This window comes from Bacillus cereus group sp. BfR-BA-01380, assembly GCF_022663535.1.
In the GTDB taxonomy this organism is placed as follows: Bacteria; Bacillota; Bacilli; order Bacillales; family Bacillaceae_G; genus Bacillus_A; species Bacillus_A cereus_BB.
This window is the reverse complement of sequence record NZ_JAKUFS010000008.1, coordinates 157,591-175,065: the sequence shown is the minus strand read 5'-3', so window position 1 is coordinate 175,065 and position 17,475 is coordinate 157,591. Positions and strand designations below refer to the sequence as shown.

Sequence of the window (17,475 nt, the reverse complement as noted above, 5' to 3'; positions counted from 1 at the left end):
TGATGTGAAGAGGCTTAAACCTACGCAATTAACGAAAAAGAAATGTTTGAAGTGATTATAATGAATTATCGTCATGGAGGAAGCAAATGCTAGAGAAATTACTCATTGAATTTTCCAGAAGAATAAAACAGGTTAACGATATAAGCACCAATAAATCAAATTGGATCACCAAGATAGATAACGAAGGAATATATGTTGAAACAGAATCCTCACGTGAAAAGTACGAAAGAGGAGAAGAATCACATCCGCACTTTCGCATAACTTTTGAGTTTCTTCAGCAAGCGTGGCAAGATTTTATAAATGTTCGTACAGCAAATGCTGAAGATTTTGGAAAAACAAACGAACAGAGTGCCTTTTTGCTGGCTTTCTTTTCAAAACTTCCTTTTGTAAAAATAACAACACGTAACAATTTGACAGCTATTACATTCAAGGAATTTCAAACAGACAATTTACCATGTGAGCAATATCATAAAGTAATTGTGTTTTTAGACGAGGTAATAAAAGGTACATATGATCCACAAAATTTGAGTCAACAAATAGATGGGAATTTATATAGAGTCAAATCTAGAGGGCGCCAAGATTTGAGATTACTAGGTTTTTTAAATGAAGCTCATGAGATTAATACAACGCTTTTGAATGAATATATGCAATCAAATCATAAAGACACTTTCATTCGCGATTTGATTCTAAAGCATGAATATTTTCGAATTGCGCTATTTATACTGGATCTTTCAAGTAACTATTTAAAACCTCAGAAGAAAGAAGCCCTCGTGGATTTAGGAATGAGAATTGTCCGAAATTCACGCAGAGATAACTTAATGGTTGAATCAGTAGCAAAGGAACGAACTCATAACTTGGTAATGTGGTTTGAAAAGGTGGGGTTAATTAACGATGAGTGGGTTCCTGATGAACAATACTTAGAAACGAATAGTGAAAAGGAAGATACTATGAATAGTAATTTACGTAAAAAGTTTTTAACTGTTATGAATGAGTACTTAGAGGCGAGAAGAGAAAGCTTCGCAGGTCATAAACTAGGTTCTTTTGTTAGAAATGAAATGACAACGGAGATTACCCGCTTACCTTTTGTAGATTATAACCAATACATTGTCACTGGTTCAGTTGGACAAGGAAATTGGGCAGCTGTTCCATGGCTCGCTATTATGAATAAAGATATTACGACATCGACGCAGAGAGGGTATTATATCGTTTATTTATTTAGTGAGGATATGAAGCGACTATACTTAACGATGGCACAAGGAGTAACTGAAACATCTAAAGAGGAAATGGAAAAGATTAAGTCTGAGATCCGTCAACATATACATATGTCTAAAAAAATAAAAAAAGATGATGACATTTTCCTCGGTACAAGTTCAAAAGCGAAGGGATATGCAAACTCTACAGCGGCGTACATTGCATATGATATTGACCAAATTCCAAGTGAAGCAGAATTAGTAGAAGATTTAAAAGAAATGCTTCGCTATTATGAGGGATACATTGCCTTTAGAGAGAAAGGGGCTGGCCCTGTAATGGTTTACGAGAAAAAAGAAATGGATTTGAATGAGAAGGAAATTGTAGATCATGTCTCTTCCTATATGAAAAGCAAAGGTTTCTATTACGATAAACAAGATATTATTAACTTTGTCCTTTCTCTAAAAACGAAGCCTTTTGTTATTTTGTCTGGTATTTCAGGGACAGGGAAAACAAAAATTGTTCAGTGGTTCGCTGAAAGTTTAGGGGCAACTGAGGGAAATGGACAGTTCACGTTGATTCCTGTGCGCCCTGATTGGAGTGATAGTTCTGATTTACTTGGCTACGTGAATATTCAAGGTGAATTTCAGGAAAGACCGTTAATTCAAGTTCTTGAAAAGGCAACAGAAAATCCGGACAAGCCTTATTTTGTCGTGCTCGATGAGATGAATTTAGCACGTGTAGAATACTATTTCAGTGATTTTCTAAGTGTTATTGAAAGCCGGAAATGGGAAGAGGGAGAGATTGTTACATCGGCTGTTCTTCCAGAATCAATTGTTGGGAAGCGAATTACGATTCCATCAAATGTGTACGTCGTTGGAACCGTTAATATGGATGAAACAACACATCCGTTAAGTAAAAAAGTGCTGGATCGTGCAAATACGATTGAATTTAATCAAGTGAAGTTAGATTCCTTTGAGTTTTTAATGGATGCAGAAGAAGTACAGGCAAAGCGTGTTTCTAATAGTTCCTTGACAGCCAAGTTTCTTCATTTAAAAGAATGCTTTCAGCTCAATAAAGATCTCGTGAAGAAAGTATCTTATATTTTAATTGAAATCAATGAAATTCTTGAACCGATTGGAGCACAAGTTGGGTACCGGATCCGTGACGAAATTTGCTTTTACATGGCTTACAATGAAAAAAGTGAACTATTATCGTTTGACGAGGCATTAGACTATCAAATTTACCAAAAGATTTTACCTCGTATTGCGGGAAGCGATGGACGGACAGAGGAGGCATTAAAGAAATTATATGAAATATGTTCAAACCGAGAATATGACGGTGAAGATATTTCAAAGGCTAAGTATCTGCGTTCTGCGAAGAAACTGTCCCATATGTTAAGGAGGTTAGAATACGATGGTTTCACCTCTTTCTGGATCTAATGATGACATAGAGCTCATTAAGATTGAGACGGCAGATTTATCATTGACCATTAAAGGAAATCCGTATCATGAAAAATATGAGAGTTTAAAAGAATACCAAGGGATTGCTTCCGATGAAATGATGTATTTTCATGTATCTGACGAGGCAGATTCTATTTTGGTATACGATGTTCGAGCGAAAGCACTAGTAAATTGGACAGAACATCCGCCCATATTCTTTGAAAATAGGAGCTATCAGCTAGTTGTTATTCCAAAAAATAATAATGAGTTATCCTTTTATCATGAGCATCCATTACTTAGAAAAGCAATTAGCTCTACTAAAATGGGCCCACTCAAGATATTAATGGGAAATCTCTCATTTCCTAATGAAGTAGGGTATACAGACTTTGAAATTCGAGATGATAAAAAATCTTTATTAACAGTTAAATTAGAGATTTTTCCATCCAAGCTTGATTATAAAGAAGATTACCGGGCACTTTTGGAAGAAGTGAATGATGAAATATATAATTTGGCGTTTCATTTACTGAAAAGAACGTATTTAGGAGCATCAACGATTCAAGCTTCTAATCCTTCTAAGAGTGAATTTTATCGCATTTTAAATGACTCTTTTAGTAGATTTATGAAGGCTATTTCTCATATTAAAAGGCAGCCACATCATGCGCTTGTCACTCAGCATCAGCTCGTACAAGGAGAAAGAATTCGTCGCCTTGATTCTGTCGGAATGAATTACTTACGAAAACGACCACATTTGTTTCAAGGAACAAATATGGTCCCATCTAAAGGAATCACGGCTCGTAAAGAAGTGTCGTACGATACATTAGAAAATCGTTTTGTGAAGTGGATGATGCAGAGAGTATTACATAAAGTGGATGATTTATATAAAACCTTAGAACCAGGATCTACATTTAAGCGGTTGTCAATTGATGATGATCTCATACAAAACGTAAGAAAGATGAAGTCCCGATTGAAAAATGAATTAAATGACCCATTTTGGGGTGGAATTGGGAAGATGGATCGTTCCGTCTTCTCTCTTGTTATTCAAATGGCACCTGGTTACCGAGATGCCTATCAAATTTTTTTAATGCTATCGCGGGGACTAACGTTAAGAGGACAGATCTTCAAAATGTCTGTAAAAGACGTTGCGAGGTTATATGAATACTGGACATATTTAAAGCTCGGACAAATTTTATCGAAAAAATATGCAACGGTCCAGCAAGATATTATTAAAGTTCGGCAAGATGGCCTGTATGTGACACTTGATGAAAGCGCCACTGCAAAACGAACATTTATTCATCCTGCAACGAAAGAAACAATCGAACTTTACTTTCAAAAGAGAAGCAAAGCATTACCAACAGTCACGCAAAAACCAGATACAATGCTTGCGATTGAGAAAAAGGGGAAAAACTATCAATACCAATATATTTTTGACGCGAAATACCGAATTGACTTCGCAAAGGATGGTTCACACTATAACAGACAGTACGGAACTCCTGGCCCAATGGAAGAAGACATCAATACGATGCATCGCTACCGAGATGCATTAGTCGTAGACCAAGGAGGCCCGTTTGAGCGAACAGCTTACGGTGCTTACGTACTATTCCCATGGAATCAAGAAGAACAATACGAGAATCATCCTTTTTACAAAAGTATTGAAAAAGTGAATATTGGCGGATTCCCATTCTTACCGAATGCAACAAGACTAGTGGAACAATTTCTTGATCACTTAATTGAAAAAAGCCCTGAAGAGATTATAAGCGAAGGAATTCTCCCAAGAGGAACAAGAGAGGAATGGCAATCTTCTTTAGATGAAAAGGTACTCATCGGCGTTGTGAAAAACAAAGAACATTACGAGGTACATATGAAAGAAGGCTTCTATCATATTCCTGTTTCGCAATTAAAACAAGGCTGGCAAGAAGCAAAATACGTAGCATTGTATGCACCAAAAAAGTGGTACGGAGAAAACGGTGGCATTCAGTACGTCGCAAAAATTAAAAATGTTCAAATGAAAAAACGAGATCAAATTGATGAACTGCCTAGCAACAAAATAAACGATTATGTTTATTTCGAACTATCACCATGGAAAAAGCTTGATCATCTCATTCGCCCAGTAGGGTACGGTATTCAAGTATATACGCTAACAAACATGTCGTTATTAAAAGAAGTGCAAGAACTTCCAGAGTTGTTTATGAAGTCAAAAGAAGAACGTATTCTTTGGCGAACACTTCGTAGGTTTACGAAGAAGGTTAGAATTGAGCTGGATCATTCATACTTGGATCAGGCAGCTGCTATCAAGAGTTATCATATTCAAGATGTTTATATCAATATTGATTATGAAACTAGAATTGTGATGATTGGAAAAGATCGGGTAGTTAGAGAGTTGCCTTTGGATTTGGTTGTGAGGAATTCTTCGGTGTTGTTTAAGGTGGTTTTGGAGGAGTTGGGGAGGTGGTGAAACATTTCTGTTTGTATGTTGTTGTGAAGAAGATGATGTAGTTTTCTATTATTATCCAATAAAATCTAAATTTTTGTTATTATATTATTGAGTTTTAAAAATAGTATAAATTTTATGATAATAGGAGTGGAAAGATGGAAATAACGAGATTACAGTCGGTGTTGAAGGCCTGGCATTTAGTCGAAGCATTAGCACCAAGTGAAGTTCCAGGTAAGGGAGAAGTTGTGGGAAAAGGTTACTTCAAAGATAATAAAAATCGAAGTCGAACGCGTTTGATAGATTTTAATGAAACTCCTTGGCAGTACGATCAAGTAAAGGATAGTAAAAAACATCGAGTGCAATTCCGTTATTATTTAGCTTGTTTCGAGCATCATAAACTTGTCAGCTTTATACGTGATATTTTTAAAAACAACGATGAGATTATTAATAAGGACCATAAAACTTTATTTAGTTTTTCTTTTTTGGTGGACAGTGATGGGAATTATATAAAAGATTCAATGTTTGTTCCTTTTCTAATGTATGTAATGAAATTGATGGCAGAAACCTCAAAAGTACATTATGAGGAACTAATGACTCCTTTTCGGAATCAATTGCAGCTATTTGAAGAACAAGCACAGACCGTTTTTACTAATGGAGTAACAAAAGAATCCTTACTCTCAATTCAACAAGTATACCAGCAATATTTTCATCGATTAGATAATAATTCATTAAACTATTTAGAAATGGAAGTTATGAAAGTAGATCAAAAATCTATATCTAAGAATTTTAATAGCTTTTATTTAAATGATTTAGAACTAATATTATCAAAAGGAGAAAACGAAACACTCCGTCGGTTTATTGAAGGGGCATTTACTGAAGAACGCTTGGATATAAATGAGAATCGAGAATATATTGAAGAGATTTTAGAGCCTAGAAATCTACCTGATGGTCGTTGGCCATCGCCGGTAAATCATAGATTATCTTTAATGCAGCAAGTGGCTGTAAACCAAATTATAAATAATAATCAAAAAATTAGTTCTGTCAATGGGCCACCAGGAACAGGAAAGACTACGTTATTAAAAGATATTTTTGCTGACATTGTAGTTCAAAGAGCAAAAGAAATGGCACAACTAGATTATCCTTCTAAAGCTTTTATAAAAATAAAAACTATTAATTTAGATGGCTTCCATTATCCAATCTATTTATTGGATTCAAAAATAAATAAGTACTCTATGGTTGTTGCTTCAAGTAATAATGGGGCGGTTGAAAATATTTCAAAAGACCTTCCTAAGCTAAAGGAAGTTATACGGCCTTCTGATGAAAGTAAGGTTAAGGAATATGAAGAGTTGTATGCTAAAGAGGCAAAGGATTTATCTATGTATCCATCTACCGCAAAAGATCTTTTAGGTAGCGATGATGATACATGGGGACTATTTTCAGGGGCTCTTGGAAAATCGGATAATATATCTACATTTGGTTGGAAATTGTTTGGAAGTAAGAATGATCAACATGCTTTTCTTCAACAATTGGAGCAGGATAGTAAACGAGTCAGCATAAAGGATTGGGAAGAAGCTGTAAAAGATTTTGAAGATATTTCAAAATGTGTACAACAAGAAAAGGAAGATCTTCAAAAATTTCACGATGATTTTCATAGTATACAAGCTTTCAATACCCAATTAAAAGTGTTAGAGAATCAATTATTTATACTGAAGCAAGAACAACTGAATATAGAGAATGAGACGAGACATTTAGAACAGCAAAAGCAACGAACAGAGCAACAGATTCAACTCCTACCTAAACCCACTCTTTTACAAAGGTTTCTATGCAAAAAAAATACAAAAAAAATCGAATTAGAAAATGAACTCAATAATATTATTTCGTGTTTGAAAGAAGAAGAAAGTAAGCTCCACTTAAAAAGTAAAAAAATAAACGAGTCTAAGAAGACCATAGAGGAAATAAAGAGGAAAATATCTACTTTTACAAAATGGCTAAACGATCATAAAATGCAAGGCTTGGTATTACCTGATGAAGACTATTGGTCAAGTACTCACCAGGCATACGAATTTCGACAATTAAATACAATATGGCTTACAGATGAACTAAATTTTAAAAGAGGATTATTGTTTTTAAAGGCTATGAAAATCCATAAATTAATATTAGCCTTTAATTTTGAAGCGATTAAATCTACTTTGCGTTTATTAATTAATCGTACAAATTTAGATCTTAATGATAAGGATCATAGAGAATATTTAAAGAACATGTGGCAAACTGTTCATTTAATTACCCCTTTGGTAAGCACAACTTTTGCGAGCTTTAGTTCTATGTATAGAGGTATAGAAAAGGGCTTTATTGATTATTTGTTTATAGATGAGGCAGGGCAAGCTACCCCACAGCAATCAGCAGGTGCTATATGGAGGGCTAAAAAAGTAATAGTAGTAGGTGACCCGATTCAAATTGAGCCTGTTGTAACAATTGATCAAACAATTTTAGGGGATATTAAGAAGTACTTCAATATAAATGATAGATATATTGCCATGGGTACCTCAGTTCAAACTTTAGCAGATGCAGCGAATCCATATGGAATGTTTAACAGCTATGGTCAATGGATTGGAACACCCTTATGGGTTCATAGAAGATGCTTAAATCCAATGTTTACTATCGCAAATGAAATAGCCTATGATAACAAAATGGTATTAGGTATTAAGAAGGGAGAAAGTAAGAGTGCTTGGTTTGACTGCAAGGGATCGGCTATTAACCGTCAATTTGTTGAAGAACAAGGACATTTGGTGGTAGATCATATTATTGAACTATGGGAGAAGGATTCAAGTCCTCCCAAAGTATATATAATCTCTCCTTTTACTGCAGTAAAAGATGGTATTAAAGAAATTCTAATCAAAAGGTTAAAAAATATGAATGTTTCTACAAGAATATTAAAGGATTGGGTGAAGAATTCTGTAGGTACTGTCCATACATTTCAAGGAAAAGAAGCTGATATTGTTTATTTTGTAACTGGTACAGATGAGAATAGTGATGGAGCAGCTAACTGGTCATGTTCAAAGCCTAATTTAATAAATGTAGCCGTTACACGAGCTAAAAAAGAGTTTTATGTAATTGGTGATTACAAGCGATTTTCTAAGAAACCTAACTATGCCGCTATCGTAGAAAACATAGATGAGGTTCAAGATGGTAATAGATTGACCTTAAACCTTAATTAAGCTTAAACGAATATGCGCCATAAATTAATAAAAGGAAAGTATAAGGAACGTAAGAACCAAAGTTAATAAGAAAAATTATATAAAATGAGAGGGAGATAGCTTTGAAAATTTTAACATGGAACATTCGACAAGGTGGCTCTGATAAACGCATACCTCAAATGGCTGAGCAGCTTAACAAACATGCACCTGATGTTTTAGTTGTAATAGAATACTGGAACGGGCCAAAGTGAACTGCACCACTAATGTGAGACAGGTAGTTTAATTTTTTAAACGGTCGTATGTAATTATAATAATGCATGAAATCATTTACTTTTTCTAGTACAATAGAATTTGTAAGGCGTACCCTTTTTGGGGTATAGAATTCTTCCGACTTTATGGTGGAGTGGAAGGATTCTATGACGGCATTATCGAAGCAGTTTCCTTTCCGGGACATGCTTGTGATAATGCCTTTTTCTTCGGCTAAATTCTGAAAGGCATAGGAAGTATAGACGGATCCTTGATCACTGTGAAGTGTGACGCCTTTTACTTTTCGATTCTCGCAAGCAGCTTGTAAAGTCTCTAGCACAAGGGATACATCTTGACTCTCCTTCACCCGATAAGCGATGATTTCGTTACTATACAAGTCCATAATCGTCGATAAATACATCATAGACTCCCCAAAAGGTAAATACGTAATATCTGTTACCCACTTCTGATTTGGTCGGTCTGCTTGAAAATTTTGTTCTAAACGATTGGGTACCACTTTCTGACTTTCTCCTAAAATCTTTACTTTTCGTTTTAGTTTTACTCTACACTGAAGGTTATGTTTTTGCATAATTCTTTGTACTGTCTTTCGATTCACGTGTATTGCTACTTTTGTTCGTAATAACCCAGTGACAGTGCGATGCCCGATTCGAAATTTGTAGGTTGTACAAAGCCTTTTAATTTGTTTTTCTAGAGGAGACAAGTCCCATGACTTTCCCCTCCAGCGATAATAGGTAGCACGAGAGATACCCATGCATTCATAAATAAGACCGATGGTCCCAGAATTCATCATTTCCTCTACGAGTGTAATGATGAATTCTGGGACCATCTCCTTTCGATTTCCTGATACTTTTTTAATATTTCTACTTTCATCTCAAGATAAGCATTTGTTCGTTTTAACTCTTCCATTTCCGTTAAATCTGCAGGGCCTTTCCCATAACTATACTGTTTGCCAATTGGTTGTGCGAATCGATGTTCTTCCCCATTTCGAAACCATTTCATCCATCTTTTGATCTGCGACACATCACGAATACCAAACTTCTCCATAATTTCACGATTGGTTAACTTTCCCTCCAACTTCAATTCAATCACATGTCTCTTCACAGATTCTGGATAATAATTTTTCTTTTTCCCCATAGAAAAAACACCTCCAATTTGTCGTTTACATTTACATACGACAGTGGGGGTGCTTTATCCTTGTCTCATTTTACTGGGTCATTACAAACGAGCAAATGAAGGCTGTTTTCCTAGGTGAGGCTAATGAGGATATTGAAGAGAATATTCTAAATGAAGTGGAGTCTCTTGATAGTATTTATCATGTCGTGTTTGAAGAGTTTAAAGATGTTTTAAGAGTGGATGGTTTTGGGATAGTTAAAATTTTATTATCTGCACTAGGCTATCCTGTTCTTGAAGAAGTACATGAAGTTTCAACAGAGCAAGGGTTAGTATGTAAAGGAAAAAATGCACATGCAACTGGTGAGTATAAAGACGGAGGAGTGGTAGTTTATAAAGGTTCAATCTGTAATATTGAAGAAGCACGAACAGCGGGGTCTTGGGTTATAAATATGAGAACTAACCTGCTGAACAGCAGTATTTTAGAACAACAGGAAAATGTATATGTTTTCACTTCGGATTACGCTTTCCCTTCTCCTAGTGCTGCAGCTGCAGCTGTCCTTGGACGTAGAGCGAATGGATGGACAGAGTGGAAAGATGAGGCTGGAAAAACATTAGATGAACTAAAGCGAAAACCAGACTAATTGTTGTCTACGGTATTTACATTTCTTATTATGAGATGACAGCAGTGTGTATTATGAACTAAGCTAAACGATAACGTATGTAAACGTATATACGAAGCTCCAACTCAACCAATAAATATTTGGATGGGTTGGGGCTTTTTTATATTATTTTTTATGTCTTATAGGATTTTTTTGTAAAAAAGAAAAAGCTCCCAGAAATGTGACGCAAATATTACCATGTTGCATTTTATAATAGGAATGTATCGATACTCTGCTGTTCAAACGATAAGGAATTAGAGTACATAAGGTCACCATCTTAAAGAATGGTAAATTATCACAAGAAATCAAAGCTACTTATATTAATTTTGATTTCTCAGATTTCAGTGAAGAGAAGTTTGAAGTGTTTTTGCTAATTTTCATGCAGAAGCGGAAAGAGTTGTATCATCAGAAGTATATGCAAATGAAACGGAAAAAGCGGTAAAGAGAGACTGTACCAACTTCATTTCGAAAGAGGTATTTGAATAAGTAAAGTAAGAATTAGAAAAAAGAAAGAAATGGGATTTATAAAACATGATGGATTGACATTATAAAACCCTCACGCATGTTTTTTCATGTACAAGAGTACAAATAAAATATGCACGAGGGTTTTGTAATTTGGAAGTCTTTCAAACTATGTTGTTATTAAATAGTTTCTCCATGATCTAAGTATTTAATAGTTGTTGCCTCTTGATTTTCAATACCTTGATTTGCAACACCAAATGATAAAACGCCTGTAAGAACCATAACAGCCAACACTAACTTTTTCATTATTTTAAAGCTCCCTTCTCCATATCTTTTTTGTCAGCAGTCAATGCCATATGCAGATATTTACTAGATGTCTCATGATTATTTAATTCATAAAATGTATTTCCAAGCATGGAAGCATATTCCTTCACATGCCCCCATAACTCTTCTTCTTTAAAGTAATAGATTCCTGCTATAATTGCTTTTTCTATTTCCTTAACATCTGCCTTTTTATTGAGTTCCTTTAAAATATTGAAGTGATACTTATATTCTTCAAGGTTGTTAAGTTTGCACCCTTGCTCAATTATCTCTGCAGCAATCTCATTTTTCCCTAGTTTGTAGTATTCTCTTGCTAATAAAAATAGAGTTTTAGGATTGTCTTTTAGTGATTCTCTTAAGTGTTTGACAGCTAATTCTGATAAATTCTGGTCTGCGTATAACAAACCTAAGTTATGTCTAACCTTATTTGCTAAATGTTCTTCATTATATTTCTTAAATGTGTCTAATGCAGAAATAAAGTGTTCTTCTGCACTTTCAAATTGCTTTAGTTTTGTACAGGATAAGCCTAAAGTATTTAAGCAAGCTGCAGATTTAACCTCATATCCCTCATTCTTTGAAAAAATCGTATATGCTCTATTAGCATAGCTGATAGCTAATAATGGATTCAAAGTTTGGTAATGGAATGATGCAAGCATGTAATCAAATTCAGCTTTTTCTAGCTCATTTGTGACTTGGTTTAGCAACTTTTCAGCTTGTTCATAATGAATTCTAGCTTCTCGGTGATTTGCAAGAGAATTTTCATAAATAGCTTTAAAGAAATGATAGTAATATTTTAAGAATTGTTCCGCTTGTTCTGGGAGAGGCTCAATTTTATCTAAAATTTCCTCATACCCCTCAGTATCACATACAAGCAGCTTATACCTAAATTCAATCAAAGAATAATAGGTGAGAATATCTTGGTTTTCTTCAATATTGAAGATTTTTTTATCAATTTCTTCTTTTAAATGCGTTGCTTTTATAGCATGTTGAGAAATAATTGACTGATACCAACTATTTAATAGATTGCTTATCTCTTCATTTGGAACAACACTTGTGTTCATAATATCCCCCATAACTCCTTTTTTGGTGATTTTGCTTCTAATTTTACCACGAAAAAAGAATTTTCTGACAATAGGTCTATTGATAAATAATTGTCTGAATATTATGTCATTTTTAGATTTAGTTGAGATATGTGTAGAATTTGCTCATAGTGATACATTATTTTCTAAACGATAATTATTAAGATTTTTGTAACAAAGTGAATTCTTTATTGGAAAAAGAATATCGCAAGCGTATTGATTTTAGTGATAAGCAAGCGAAGCGTATGTGGGAATATGATGAAGATCTTTTATTTAGATGGACGAAGGAGATTTGTGAGTACCGCCCTCATACATATTTTGAAAGAAAAACAGCAAGGATGAAATGAAGTGGTTCAAAGTCGTTAGACATGAGTTTGGTACGGTACCGAACTTATGTCTATTAGTTTTACTATTATAGAGAAGCCCTCAACATTTTCTCTATAATAGTAAAACTAATTGATCGATATCTCGAACGATAAGTATACACACTTAAAACAGCTATTATTCTAGTCAATCCCCACAACATCCTCAAACCTCAACCGCAAAGTAAACCCAAACAAATCCTTAAAAAACACCACATCCTGTAATAATCTCTTCTGCACTTAACAACGTGGCTTCTTGAATGGTGATGTTATTCGTTTTCATAAAAGATTGTACGGCGTAATAACCTACGGCGTAACCTGCGCCAGATGATAAGCCTACTGGTGAATAACCTTCTTTTTTAGCAATTTCATCTCCAAACATGTAACTACTAACTTCCGCAAATCCTTTTAAATGAAAACCTTCTCGAATGACATGAATCGAATATTCAAGTTCTTCTTCATCAATTGAGGTGACCCAAGGACCTAAATATTCTTCACCGTACAACTCAGTAGCAAATGAATCAGCAAGTCCTTCGATGACTAAATATTCACCTAGCGTTACGTCACCGTGATCCCAATCGAAATAAGAAAAACGGAGGTTATGATGAAACTCATGAGCAATGAGCGCTGGTATTCTCGGAATGTTATAACTGTTTGGGTGAATGGTTATGGTGACATAGCCAGGTATTCCGCCGAAACCACAATAACCATTTTGATTTTTTAGCTTTTCAGGATCGGCAATATACATTCCAAACTTCAATTCTTCTGCACGTACTTTTAAGTTAGTAGCTTTTGCAAACTCTATGCATCTGTTTAATGTTTTGTGAGCGATGTCTAGAGCATCTATTGTTTTTAAATCGTGCAATGCTTTTTTTGCTATATCACTTTCTTTTATATCAAGATACCCTAACATTTTTGTTGCCATCATAACATCGTATCCATTGGGTTGTTTGGCTTTAAGTGGCACATGAATTGTGTTCCACATATCCTCAAAAGGTTTCATCATTGTATATCTAAAGAAATATTCTCTCTCTTTGAGAGGTAATGAAAGTAAAAATTCGTACTGACTTAAAGTATCTTCCATGTGGATTTTCATTTTAATCACCTCTTGTTTATATAGGTTTCATTAAATTCATAAGATAGCTTAAGAGTATTTAATAGGATATCTTCATTCGTGATATTCTTTAGTTGGTTTAATGATATAAGTAAGTCCGCTATATGAGTGTACATTTCATCAAGCTGAAGTGTTATGTCTCTAATATGAAGTTCATGTAATGGAAAAGACGCTATAGATTTTAACCTTCTGCCCAATATTTTTAGAGCGAGAACTTCAATTAAGTCTAGTAAATCCTCATTTGATAAATGTATTTTCCCTATGTCGTTTTTCTTAGGAGTAATCAAATTTAAATCACAATAATACCTTATTGCTCTTTCGGGCGAACCAGTAGTCTTTTTGACATCCCCCGTTGTTACCAGTTGAATTCCCCTCCTAAGATTAACTTAATCTATCACGTTGCGTTAAGGTCAAGCTGATTATTGATTTTTGATATAAAAAAGAATCTCTTATAAAGGGAATAAGGGATACTAATTAAAAAAATCGATAACAAACGTAATAAGTTCGGCGATAAACATTCCAATATTCACTTTTTCCCCCCTTTTAAACGGTATATGTTCTAAATGGATCTATCCAAAAGAAATTTAATAATATCTCTTGAACTTCTACCCACGTCATCTTTTACGATAAAAAAAGAAGACAAAACGAAAGGGGAGTTCCAATGAAAAGCAGTGTAAGAGAAAAAAGAAATATCGTCATCATGGTACTGCTATCAGCTGTTGTAGGGATTTTTTCACCATTGTTTATGCATATAACGTTGGCACGTAAAAATGGAGTATACAAATACCATTGTCGAAAAGCGTTTAACTTTCACTTGTTGATTTTTCTTCTCTTTAACATTAGTTCACGTATCAGTGAAGTTTTGTTTTGGTGTGTATTTGCTTTAGAAGTCATTCAAGTTGTCATCATTGCGTGGAAAATAATCCGTGATGAACCATACCGTTATCTCATTCGAATTCCGTTATTTAAAGAAGACAAATACGCTATGGGAGGAAAATAAGTAATGAACACAGAAATGGAAACAAAGAAAAAAAGGGTTATTATTGCGATATTGGCTTTGTTTGTTGGCCTTTATTTAGTTATAAGAAAAAGAAAGCAAAATGATCTGTATTATGGCTGTGAGGAATATGATAGCTACGGAAAATCAACTCGAAAAAGTTTCAATTTTTTATTACTTGTAGTAGTTCTGTTTCGATTAGGTATGAAAATTAAGAATAAAAAAGGTGTATTGGAGAGTGTTTCTAATATGCTTCAGTACGCAATTAAAAAAGAAATGTTATGGGCTATAAATGAAAAAGAAAAATGAAAAGCAGGTGAAGACATGTCCTGGACAATTAGTGAGCTTGCCAGTGTAGGTGAGGTAACAGTACGAACACTTCGTTATTATGACAAAATTAATCTATTGAAACCAAGCGATTATACAGAAGGTGGACATCGTTTATATACGAAAGATGATTTATATATATTGCAACAAATACAAGCGTTGAAACATCTTGGCTTTTCATTAGGGGAGATTCAAAGCATCATTTTACAGAATGATATCTCTAAGGAGAAGTTTATGGAGCGGATCCATTTTCAAAGAGTGTTATTATTAGCGGAACAAGAGAGAATTGCGAAGATACTCACACATATGGATGAAATGACAGCAGTATTGCAGAAAGAAGAAACGATAGATGTACCTTTATTTTGTTCTTTCTTACAAACATTCATATGGGAGAAGGAAAATAGAGAGTGGTTAGGAGAACGGTTTTCAGAACAGGGGATCCAAAAAATTTATAATGATAAAGAACTAAATTTACAATTGAATCAGCAGTTTATGCGTTTAATCAAGCAATTGAAGAGATATAAGGAAGAGAAGAAGGATCCAGCACATGTTGATGTTCAAGCTGTTGCTAAAGAGTTTTATAAATTAATAGAAGAAATCATTCAAAGTGCTGGTGTATCGAAAGATGACTTTGAAAATATTGCGAAACAGGATAAGATTCCATTAGCTGAATTTCCTGCTCTTTTGACGAGGGAAGAAGAGTGTTATTTGAAGAAAGTTATGAAAAATATTTAGTTATTAGAAGGCACCTTTATTTTAAAATTTCCAAAAGTGTAAGAGTGAACCTTTCCATCTGTTTACTTAATATCAGTAGATCCTTTTCCTAAAAATGTGACAGGCAAGATATGAAAAAAGAATTTGAAGAAAGAACGATACCATTAAAAGTAACATAAGATAATTATGTTCAGAAAAAGCCATCTGATTGTTAGATTAGATGGTTTTTATTTATAAAACAACGTGTCATTATGGATGTTATGGTCGCCATGTTATCCCGCATTAACGGGCAGTAATACTCCCACCTCAAAATTCAGCGAAAGCAAAGAAGTTAGGTGGGAGATAAACTGCCCGTAAAAGCCCGATTGGTTCAACTAATAATCAGTGGGGGATGAAGAAAACCCCCACTGATTAAAGTTTCACTTTATTGGTTGAATGTTTATTTAAAATGGTAGAGGTTGTGTATAGATGGTTGTTATTACCGAACTGTACAGTAAAACATGTTGTTAAGGAATCGTTTCCAGGTTAGCCGTTCGTGTTGAGATGAACCACTGGATCATGTGGGGCACTCGAAATCTATAGATAGAAGTCACATTAACACTTTAGAGGAGCAGAGATTAATGAAGGTAGTAAATAAAGAAAAAGTTTTAATCCTTACCGGAAATTATGGGGATGGTCATATCCAAGTAGCCCAAGCTCTACATGAAGCGATACAAATTCGATTTCCGGCAGTAGAACCGGTGATTTTTGATTTTATGCAATGGGTTCATCCCTATTCTAATCATGTGAGCCGTTTCCTTTTCCTCCAAGGAGTAAAAAAATTCCCTCAGTTGTATGGGTATATGTATCAAAAAACACGGAGAGTGAATACTTTATCCAATTTGCTAAAGACGATTTTCTCTACAGGTCTTGGACGATTGCAAAAATTGATTGAAGAAGTGCAGCCGACTGTCGTAGTCAGTACGTTTCCTTTGGCAGCAGCTGTGATGTCAAAGTTGAAATCCTATGGTTTAACCGATATTCCTGCTGTAACCACCATTACTGATCATACAGATCATAGTTGCTGGATTTATCCTTTTACGGATCAATATATCGTTGGCTCAAGTATTGTCCGCGATTCTCTGATTAACCTAGGCGTTAAAGAGAATCGGATTGCTCATACAGGGATTCCCATTCGACAGCAATTTTTTCAGTCCTTTGAACGAGAGGGAATTTTTGAGAAATATGGTTTAGATCCTCATATTCCTACAGTGTTAGTAATGGGGGGCGGTTGTGGCATGATTGGTGATGGAAGTTCCACTCTTCAAGCGTTTGATACGTTATCGGAGCCTATGCAATTCATCATTGTTTGTGGACATAATGAAAAACTTCGTATGCAATTACAGGAAACGTTAAAGGATTCCAAGCATCACATCCATCTCACTGGTTATATCAATTATGTTCATGAGTTAATGGCTATTTCTGATCTAATGATTACAAAACCGGGAGGAGTCACTACCTTTGAGGCGATTGCCATGGAACTGCCTATCCTTCTTTATAAACCTATTCCCGGTCAAGAACAGGATAACGCTAAATTTTTAGTTCATTCAGGCGTGGCGATTCAAGCAAAAACGGATCAGGATTTAACCGATCATGTATCCAAATTACTGAGCAATGTAGAACTACTTCAACAGATGAGGGAGAATTCGAAACGATTTCATCCTAAAGAATCTGCCTTTGCATCAGTAGAAGTCATTATGAAGATAAAAGAAAACAATTCCAATGTACATGACCTAATGTATTCATTTGGTTCATAGTTAATAAGG

The 17,475-nt window shown here is 34.7% G+C and carries 13 protein-coding genes and 1 pseudogene; 9 read left to right on the top strand and 5 right to left on the bottom strand.

Features of this window, described 5'->3' with window-relative positions; translation table 11 throughout:
- Positions 1-86: 86 nt before the first annotated feature.
- The 3 genes from MR076_RS10360 to MR076_RS10350 all read left to right on the top strand — a co-directional run bounded on the left by MR076_RS10360 (position 87) and on the right by MR076_RS10350 (position 8,276).
- A complete protein-coding gene (locus tag MR076_RS10360; RefSeq protein WP_242220362.1) occupies positions 87-2,630 on the top strand; it encodes an MrcB family domain-containing protein in 2,544 nt (847 codons plus the stop codon).
- Complete coding sequence (locus MR076_RS10355) at positions 2,605-5,082, top strand: restriction endonuclease-like protein (RefSeq protein ID WP_242220360.1); 2,478 nt, start codon at positions 2,605-2,607, stop codon at positions 5,080-5,082. Before MR076_RS10360 ends, MR076_RS10355 begins: the two co-directional genes overlap by 26 nt.
- A 134-nt stretch (positions 5,083-5,216) precedes the next feature.
- Entirely contained in the window at positions 5,217-8,276 is a 3,060-nt protein-coding gene (locus MR076_RS10350; RefSeq protein WP_242220358.1) for an AAA domain-containing protein, read from the top strand.
- A gap of 256 nt (positions 8,277-8,532) precedes the next feature.
- On the opposite strand, the pseudogene MR076_RS10345 reads toward MR076_RS10350, so the two are convergent.
- Positions 8,533-9,656, bottom strand: a pseudogene (locus MR076_RS10345) (IS3 family transposase); the annotation flags it as partial.
- Between the two features lie 95 nt (positions 9,657-9,751).
- Between MR076_RS10345 and MR076_RS10340 the strand changes: the two are divergent.
- Positions 9,752-10,276 (top strand): DUF4357 domain-containing protein, encoded by a 525-nt coding sequence (locus MR076_RS10340; RefSeq protein ID WP_242220356.1) that lies wholly within the window; start codon positions 9,752-9,754, stop codon positions 10,274-10,276.
- 660 nt (positions 10,277-10,936) lie between these two features.
- Here the strand turns inward: MR076_RS10340 and MR076_RS26370 are convergent.
- Complete coding sequence (locus tag MR076_RS26370) at positions 10,937-11,062, bottom strand: hypothetical protein (protein WP_277928439.1); 126 nt, start codon at positions 11,060-11,062, stop codon at positions 10,937-10,939.
- Positions 11,062-12,138: a Rap family tetratricopeptide repeat protein gene (locus tag MR076_RS10335; RefSeq protein ID WP_242220355.1), complete on the bottom strand. Its 1,077-nt coding sequence runs from the start codon at positions 12,136-12,138 to the stop codon at positions 11,062-11,064. The genes MR076_RS26370 and MR076_RS10335 overlap by 1 nt, the downstream gene beginning before the upstream one ends.
- 209 nt (positions 12,139-12,347) lie before the next feature.
- Here MR076_RS10335 and MR076_RS10330 point away from each other — a divergent pair, with 209 nt between their 5' ends.
- Positions 12,348-12,503, top strand: a complete 156-nt coding sequence (locus MR076_RS10330; RefSeq protein ID WP_242220414.1) for a hypothetical protein — start codon at positions 12,348-12,350, stop codon at positions 12,501-12,503.
- 217 nt (positions 12,504-12,720) lie between these two features.
- On the opposite strand, the gene MR076_RS10325 is transcribed toward MR076_RS10330, so the two are convergent.
- Positions 12,721-13,614, bottom strand: coding sequence for a DUF2268 domain-containing putative Zn-dependent protease (locus tag MR076_RS10325; protein WP_242220353.1), 894 nt, complete (start codon positions 13,612-13,614; stop codon positions 12,721-12,723).
- 5 nt (positions 13,615-13,619) lie between these two features.
- Positions 13,620-13,994 (bottom strand): MerR family transcriptional regulator, encoded by a 375-nt coding sequence (locus MR076_RS10320; RefSeq protein ID WP_277928447.1) that lies wholly within the window; start codon positions 13,992-13,994, stop codon positions 13,620-13,622.
- Positions 13,995-14,293: 299 nt separating this feature from the next.
- On the opposite strand from MR076_RS10320, the gene MR076_RS10315 reads away from it, so the two are divergent.
- The 4 genes from MR076_RS10315 (at position 14,294) to MR076_RS10300 (ending at position 17,466) form a co-directional block, all read left to right on the top strand.
- Positions 14,294-14,632, top strand: a complete 339-nt coding sequence (locus tag MR076_RS10315) for a magnetosome magnetite crystal formation protein family (RefSeq protein ID WP_242220350.1) — start codon at positions 14,294-14,296, stop codon at positions 14,630-14,632.
- Between the two features lie 3 nt (positions 14,633-14,635).
- Positions 14,636-14,938: a hypothetical protein gene (locus tag MR076_RS10310; protein WP_242220347.1), complete on the top strand. Its 303-nt coding sequence runs from the start codon at positions 14,636-14,638 to the stop codon at positions 14,936-14,938.
- Between the two features lie 15 nt (positions 14,939-14,953).
- Positions 14,954-15,691 (top strand): MerR family transcriptional regulator, encoded by a 738-nt coding sequence (locus MR076_RS10305; RefSeq protein WP_242220344.1) that lies wholly within the window; start codon positions 14,954-14,956, stop codon positions 15,689-15,691.
- A gap of 599 nt (positions 15,692-16,290) precedes the next feature.
- The gene (locus MR076_RS10300) at positions 16,291-17,466 is read left to right on the top strand and encodes an MGDG synthase family glycosyltransferase (RefSeq protein ID WP_242220342.1); all 1,176 of its coding nucleotides are present in this window, start codon (positions 16,291-16,293) and stop codon (positions 17,464-17,466) included.
- Positions 17,467-17,475 lie beyond the last annotated feature (9 nt).